General features: G+C 68.6%; 6 protein-coding genes. 1 reads left to right on the top strand and 5 read right to left on the bottom strand.

Annotated features, from left to right (window positions below; translation table 11 throughout):
• Positions 1-127 precede the first annotated feature (127 nt).
• The 5 genes from AB0H42_RS33795 to AB0H42_RS33775 form a co-directional block, all read right to left on the bottom strand.
• Positions 128-1,501 carry an LLM class flavin-dependent oxidoreductase gene (locus AB0H42_RS33795; protein WP_357063451.1) on the bottom strand — a complete coding sequence of 458 codons (1,374 nt, stop codon included), beginning with the start codon at positions 1,499-1,501 and terminating at the stop codon, positions 128-130.
• 13 nt (positions 1,502-1,514) lie between these two features.
• Positions 1,515-2,237 (bottom strand): ABC transporter ATP-binding protein, encoded by a 723-nt coding sequence (locus tag AB0H42_RS33790; protein ID WP_357063448.1) that lies wholly within the window; start codon positions 2,235-2,237, stop codon positions 1,515-1,517.
• Positions 2,213-3,061: an ABC transporter permease gene (locus AB0H42_RS33785; RefSeq protein ID WP_357063445.1), complete on the bottom strand. Its 849-nt coding sequence runs from the start codon at positions 3,059-3,061 to the stop codon at positions 2,213-2,215. The genes AB0H42_RS33790 and AB0H42_RS33785 overlap by 25 nt, the downstream gene beginning before the upstream one ends.
• A complete protein-coding gene (locus AB0H42_RS33780; protein ID WP_357063443.1) occupies positions 3,058-4,098 on the bottom strand; it encodes an ABC transporter substrate-binding protein in 1,041 nt (346 codons plus the stop codon). Before AB0H42_RS33780 ends, AB0H42_RS33785 begins: the two co-directional genes overlap by 4 nt.
• Positions 4,099-4,266: 168 nt before the next feature.
• Positions 4,267-5,394, bottom strand: coding sequence for an ROK family protein (locus AB0H42_RS33775; RefSeq protein ID WP_357063440.1), 1,128 nt, complete (start codon positions 5,392-5,394; stop codon positions 4,267-4,269).
• Between the two features lie 160 nt (positions 5,395-5,554).
• On the opposite strand from AB0H42_RS33775, the gene AB0H42_RS33770 reads away from it, so the two are divergent.
• Entirely contained in the window at positions 5,555-6,982 is a 1,428-nt protein-coding gene (locus AB0H42_RS33770) for a DUF2252 domain-containing protein (protein ID WP_357063438.1), read from the top strand.
• Positions 6,983-7,002: the final 20 nt, after the last annotated feature.

The raw sequence follows: 7,002 nt of genomic DNA, 5'->3' as shown, positions 1-7,002 counted from the left end.
GAACACCGAATGCAGAAGAGTGCGGACCCAAGGCCAAGAGGCCTTCGGGCAGACGCTCATCAAGTTGACGGTGTAGTGGGTTCCCCCGCGGCCGGGCCCGTACTCGCCGGACCCGGGTCGACGCCGCTCACCGCGCCACCGCGAGCGGGGTTTCGGTGGCGAACCGGTTCGCCGGCCGCGCCAGACCGTAGTGACCGCGCAGGGTGGTCTCGGTGTATTCGGTGCGGAACAGTCCGCGGTCCTGCAGGATCGGCACCACCCGGTCCACGAACCGGTCCAGCCCCGACGGCAGTACCGCGGGCATCACATTGAACCCGTCGGCGGCCCCGGCCCGGAACCACTCCTCGATGGTGCCGGCGACCTGTTCGGCGGTCCCGGCGAAGGTGCGGTGACCGCGCCCGCCGCCGAGCCGCGCGATCAGCTGCCGCACCGTGAGCCGTTCGGTCCGCGCCAGGTTCACGATGAGTGTGTAGCGGCTCTTCGCCCCCTGGATATCGTCCTCGCTCGGCAGCTCCGCGGGGAGTTCACGATCCAGCTCCAGCGCCTCCACCGGCAGCCCGAACCGTTCGGCCAGCTGCCGTCGCGCGTACTCCGGTGAGATCAGCCGTTCCAGTTCGGCGTCCAGTGCCCGGGCTTCGGCCTCGGTATCGCCGATCACGGGGACTATCCCGGGCAGGATCTTGATGCTCTCCGGATCACGGCCGAGCCGGCGGGCGCGATCCTTGAGATCCCGGTAGAAATCCGTGCCGTCGGCGAGGGTCTGCTGGGCGGTGAACACCGCCTCGGCGTACCGGGCGGCGAAGTTCTTGCCGTCCTCCGACGAACCCGCCTGCACCAGAACCGGGTACGCCTGCGGTGACCTCGGCAGATTCAACGGACCGTCCACCGAGAAGAACTCTCCGCGGTGGCGGATCTTGCGGACCTTGTTCGCGTCGGCGTGCACACCGAGCGCTTTGTCGGCGACGATCGCGTCGTCGTCCCAGCTGTCCCACAATTTGGTGGCGACCTCGACGAATTCGGCCGCCTTCTCGTACCGGAGCTTGTGGTCGGGAGTGTCGTCGAGACCGAAATTGCGGGCCGCGTCGGCGCCCGCGGTGGTCACGATGTTCCAGCCCGCCCGCCCGTTGCTGACGAAATCCACCGAGGCGAAGCGGCGCGCCAGGTTGTACGGGTCGTTGTAGCTGGTGGAGGCGGTGGCGATGAGCCCGATGCGGCGGGTCTGCACGGCCACCGCGGTCAGGATCACCGTGGGTTCGAGCTTCCCACCGGGCCGACGTCCCGGATCCCCCATCAGAACCGGGCTGTCGGCGAAGAAGATCGAATCGAATTTGCCGCGTTCGGCGGTCTGCGCCAGCCGCACGTAGTGATCGATATCGACATGCGCGTGCGGGTCGCTCTCGGGCAGCCGCCACGCCGCCTCGTGATGGCCCACCGACATCAGGAACGCATTGAGGTGCAATGTTTTCCCGGCGCCCGGGCGCGGAGTCTCGGCTGAGGTCATGATCGGTTTCCTTTCAGGCGGCGACCGGGTCGATACCCAGGGCGGAGAGCAGAGTGCGCCGGATGCGCTGGAATTCGGGCAGGCTCGGATCGCGCTGTTCGGGCAGCTCCACGGACACATCCACCGCGATCACCCCGTCCTCCAGCACCAGCACGCGGTCGGCGAGGGCGATGGCCTCGTCCACATCGTGGGTCACCAGTAGCACGGTCGGGTTGCGGCGGCGGATCAATGCCCGCAGCAGGTCGTGCATCTTGATCCGGGTGAGCGCGTCCAGCGCGCCGAAGGGTTCGTCGGCCAGCAGCAGATCGGGTTCGTCGACCAGCGCCCGGGCCAGCGAGACCCGCTGCTGCTCACCGCCGGACAGTTCGGCGGGCCAGGCCCGTTCCCGGCCGGCCAATCCCACTTCGGCCAGTACCCGCACACCGGCACCGCGGCGGCCGCGCGGCTGCCCGAACAGCACATTGGTCAGCAGCCGCTGCCAGGGCAGCAGACGCGAATCCTGGAACACGACCGAGGTCTTGTCCGGCACCCGCAGGCTGCCCGAACCCGCCACGTCGTAGTCCAGCCCGGCCAGCGCCCGCAGCAGGGTGCTCTTCCCGGAACCGCTGCGGCCGAGCAGCGCGACGAACTGGCCCTTCGGAATCCGCAGGTTCAGCCCGTCCAGGACGGTGCGGTTCCCGAAACGCCTGGTCAGGTCCCGCACCTGGACGTCTAGCTCGCGATCGTCCGTCGCCACGACAGCGCCTTTCGTTCCACCAGCCGGATGACCGCGTCCGAGAGCAGGCCGAACGCGCCGTAGACCACGAGACCCACCAGGATCACATCGGCCTGGCCGTAGTTCTGCGCATTGGTCATCATCTTGCCGAGACCGTCGATGGCGTTGACCGATTCGACGACGATCAGGATCAGCCAGGCACCGGTGACCGAGAGCCGCAGCCCGAGGAAGAAACCGGGCAGCGAACCGGGGATCACGACCTGCCGGATGAAGGTCACCCGCGAGACGCCCTGTACCTCGGCGAGTTCCACCAGCCGTTTGTCGATGGTGGTCAGCGAGGCGTGGACCTGGATGTACATGTGCACGATCACACCGAGGGTGATCAGCACGATCTTGAAGGTTTCCCCGATCCCCAGCCACAGGATCAGCAGTGGGATGAGTCCCAGGGTGGGCACCGCGCGTTTGATCTGTACCGGGCCGTCCAGGATGGACTCACCGAGCCGGGAGAGGCCGGCGACGAGGGCAAGCGCGGTGCCGATCACCACGCCGATCCCGAGGCCGATCGCGGCCCGCTCGAGGGAGGCGGCGATATTGCTGAGCAGCACACCGTCGGCGATCAATTGCCAGCCGGTCTGCAGCACCGTCCACGGCGCGGCGAGCTTCCGTTCGTCGATCACCCCGGCATGGACACCGGCGGTCCAGATGCCGAGTACCAGGACCACCCCGAAGAGCCGGGCGAACGGAACCGATCTACGCAGTCCCAGCCGGCGCAGCGGCCGCCGGGCAACGAAGCCGTCCGGGCGCGCCGGTGCGGCGATCGCGGTGCCGTCGAGTGCGATGGTCATTGCGACTCCTCGGTCCGGTACTGCGGCGCCACCGCGGCGGCGGCGATCCCCTCGAAGCGCCGGTCGAACAGTTCCTCGGCGTCGAAGGACTCACCGAAATAGCCCGATCCGGTCACCAGGTCGATGGTTTCCTGTTCCCATTCGATCGCCGCATCCCAATTGGACGGGAAATAGGGTTTCTGCGTCGACTCGAGAATTCGCCGGCCGTCCGCCTCGGAAACTTCTTGGTCCTCGACGTAATAGGCCTTTATCCATTCTTCTGGATGTTCCCATGCCCATACTTCGCCACGGGCCCAGAATTCCACGAATTTCTTCGCGGCGGCGAGTTTCGCCGAATCCTGCAGGACCGCGATGGGCGCCCACAGGATCGACAGCGCGTCCACCGCGTCGGTGGCGACCGCGGTGGCACCCTGGGCGCGGTACTGGTCGAGGTATTTGGTGAGCGAGGGTTCGCCCAGCGGAGCGACATCGATCTGGCGGCCCTGCAACGCGGTCAGGAACTGCGGGCTGTTCAGCTCCACCAGTTGCACTTCGTCCAGGGCGATCCCGGCGGCCTGCAGAGTCCGCAGGACCACGACACCCTGGGCCTGGCCCGGGGAGAAGCCGATCTTCTTACCCCGCAGGCCCGCCACATCGGTGATACCGGAGCCGGGTGCGGTGGCGAGGTGATAGTTCGGCAGCGAGCGCTGTTTGACGCCGATGATCTTGGCTTCCAGGCCGGTCGCGTGGGCGTGGATCGGCGGGATACCGGCATTGGAGGCGATATCGACCGCGCCGCCACGGAAGGCCTGGATGACATCCGGGCCGGCCTGGACCGCGGGCCAGTCGCTCACCGTGAACGGCAGCCTCGCCAGTTCGCCCGAGGTCTGCAACGCCACCCGGGAGGTGCGGACCGAGATGGACAGTGCGGTGCCCGGCGGCACCGAATCGGGCAGCGCGGCGGTGAGCGCCACATCGCCGCCGCTGCCGGTGGCGCAGCCGGCCAGCAGACCGGCCGCCGCCAGTAGGACAGCTATTCTTCGCAGAGCATTGTGCACGTTGTTTTCCTGGGTCTGATTCCGGATCGGATTACGCGGTTTTCCGTCCCCGGACGACAACGTGCGCACGGACTATCGGCTACAGCGAGATACATTTCCCTCATGAAATTACTGTGCCGAATGTCCCGGCGGGGAGTCAATATTCGTCCGTATTAAAATTAGTCCGAATCAAACGGCGACCGCCGCCAGCGGCCGATCGAAGAGCCGCTGCAATGCCACCGCGGCCGCCGCCGTCTCCAGTACCCGGCCCTGGAATGTGGAGCCCGTGAGCAGCCGGCCGGGATCGATCCCGGCCGCCGCCTGATCGGCGACGGTGTCCAGGTAGGCCTGCCGGACCCCGGGCACCCGCGTGTAGGCGCGGTCGCTGATCACCACCGCGGCGGGATCGAGCAGATCGATGAGCGCGGCCAGTACACCGCCGAGCGTGCCGGCCCGCGCGCGGAACAGTTCCTGCACTGCGGGATCGGTGGCGCGGTCCAGCAGGTCCGGGAAGCCGGCGAACTCGCCTATCGAGGCACGGGCGGCGCGGAGCAGAGCGTGGTCGGCGAGTTCCTCCAGTTCCCGGGGTGCGAGCGGGCCGGTCCGGGTTCCGCCCAGCCAGCGCGCCAGCGAGCCGGCCGCCGACCGCGGGCCGTAGTGGACCCGCCCGTGCACGGCGAACGCCACATCGATCACATTGCCGACGAACAACATGATCGAACTCGGGGCCGCCCGGATGGTGCCGTAGAGCTGTTCGGCGTACATCAGCGCCCGGGTGTGGTTGTCCAGGGCGGTCGGCAACCCGGTCACCCCGGCCAGCCGGTCGCGCACCGGTACCTCCCGCCAGCCCAGCAACGAGTGGTGCACGACGGTACCGGCCTCGGTATCGACCCAGCCGCCGGTCGCCACGCCCAGCCCCACAATGCGTTCCGTGAACTCGTCGCGCATCCGGCACACCTGGGCCGCCGCGAGAGCGAGGATATCCTCGGATGCGGGGCCGGGGTGCGGAAAACGTCTGCTGCGCAGGACTGTTCCCCCGATATCCACCACCGCGACGGTGCTGTGCCCGGCCGCGATGTGCACGCCCACCACAACATTCCCGGCCGCGTTGAGGGCCAGCGGACTGTACGGCCGGCCCAGACCCGCGGAAGCGGTGGTCTCCGGCAGTTCCACCAGCAGGCCCGCGGCGATCAGCGCACGCGCCTGCCAGGTGAGGGTCGCGGGCGAGATCGCGGCATACCGGGCGATCGCACTGCGCGGCGCCGGTCCCAGCTCCAGTACCGCCCGCAGGACCGACCCCGCGCTGCCGTCCGCCATCGCCGCCACCTCTTCATCACGCGCCGAGCAGAACGCTAGCCACCGGCCGAGACCGCACGCAGAGTTGCACGCACGGTGATCCGAAGCGGGCCGCACCCGCCGGCTCCCTCACCCGGATCGGGTGACGACGGACCGGACGTGCCCGTCCTACAGTGCGCCCATGGGCGAACCCCACGCCGATCAGGCCCGGCCCGCTCCCACGTCCCGCGCGGAGCGCATCGAACACGGCGTCCGGCAGCGCGAGCGCGTCCCGTTCGCCGCGGTCGCCGCCGCGGCGGCGGCCGCCGATCGCGACCCGCTGGCCCTCCTCGAATCGCAGACGCCGACGCGAGTGCCCGAACTGGTCCCGGTCCGCTACGGCCGGATGGCGGTCTCCGAGTTCTCCTTCTTCCGGGGCGCGGCGCTGGTGATGGCCGACGATCTGTCCCGTTCGCCCGACACCGGTCTGCACACCCAGTTGTGCGGGGACGCCCACCTGAGCAACTTCGGCCTCTACGCCACCCCGGAACGCCAGCTCGCTTTCGACGTCAACGATTTCGACGAAACCTATCCCGGCCCCTTCGAATGGGATGTGAAGAGACTGGCCGCGAGTCTCGCGGTCGCCGGGCGCGACAACGGCTTCAAGAAAAAGCAGCGGCGCCGGATCACCCGCGCCTGCGTGGCCGAGTACCGCGAGACCATGAGCTACCAGGCCGGACGCGGTGAACTGGCCGTCTGGTACTCGCATATCGACGCGGCGACGGATATGGCCGAGTTGCGCGAGGTCCTCGATTCGTCCATGCGCAAACGCGTGCGGAAGTCCATCGACAAAGCCTGGGGTCGCGACAGTTTCCAGGCGCTGTCCAAGCTGACGACGCCGGGTGCCGGGCGACCGCGCATCGTGAGCATGCCGCCGCTGATCGTCCCGGTGGAGGAGCTCTACTCCGGCGCCGGCGCCGAGACGGCGCACCGGGGTCTGATGCGGCGCCTGGCCGATTATCGCGGCACCCTGCAACCCGACCGCCGTTTTCTGCTCGACCGGTTCGAGTACGTGCACGCGGCACGCAAGGTGGTCGGGGTGGGCAGTGTGGGCACCCGCACCTGGATCGTGCTGCTGCGCGGGCCGGGCGGCGAACCACTGTTCCTGCAGGCCAAAGAGGCACAACCCACGGTGCTCGCGCGCTATCTCGCCGGCCCCGAGTACACGAACCAAGGCGAGCGGGTGGTGAGCGGGCAGCGGCTCATGCAGGCGGCCAGTGATATCTTCCTCGGCTGGCAGCAGCACCCCGGCCCCGACCCCGACGGCGTGACCCGCGATTTCTATATCCGCCAGCTCCGCGACGGCAAGGGTTCGGCGGTGATCGAGACCATGTCCCCCGATCTTATGGCGCTCTACGGGCGACTGTGCGCGCGGGTACTGGCCCAGGCCCATGCCCGCGGTGGTGACCGTTTCGGAATCGCCGGATACCTGGGCTCCGATGACGATTTCGACAGGGCGATCGCGGAATTCGCCGAGGACTACGCCGATCGCAACGCCCTCGACCACGCCGCGCTGCTCCGCGCGATCGAGGACGGCCGGATCGCCGCGTCCCCGGAACCGGACTCGTGAGAGCCCGGCCACGCTTCCCG

It is taken from the genome of Nocardia sp. NPDC050799, from assembly GCF_040654015.1.
Classification (GTDB): Bacteria; Actinomycetota; Actinomycetes; order Mycobacteriales; family Mycobacteriaceae; genus Nocardia.
Note: the sequence above shows the minus strand (reverse complement) of the source record. Positions and strands in the feature narration are given on the sequence as shown.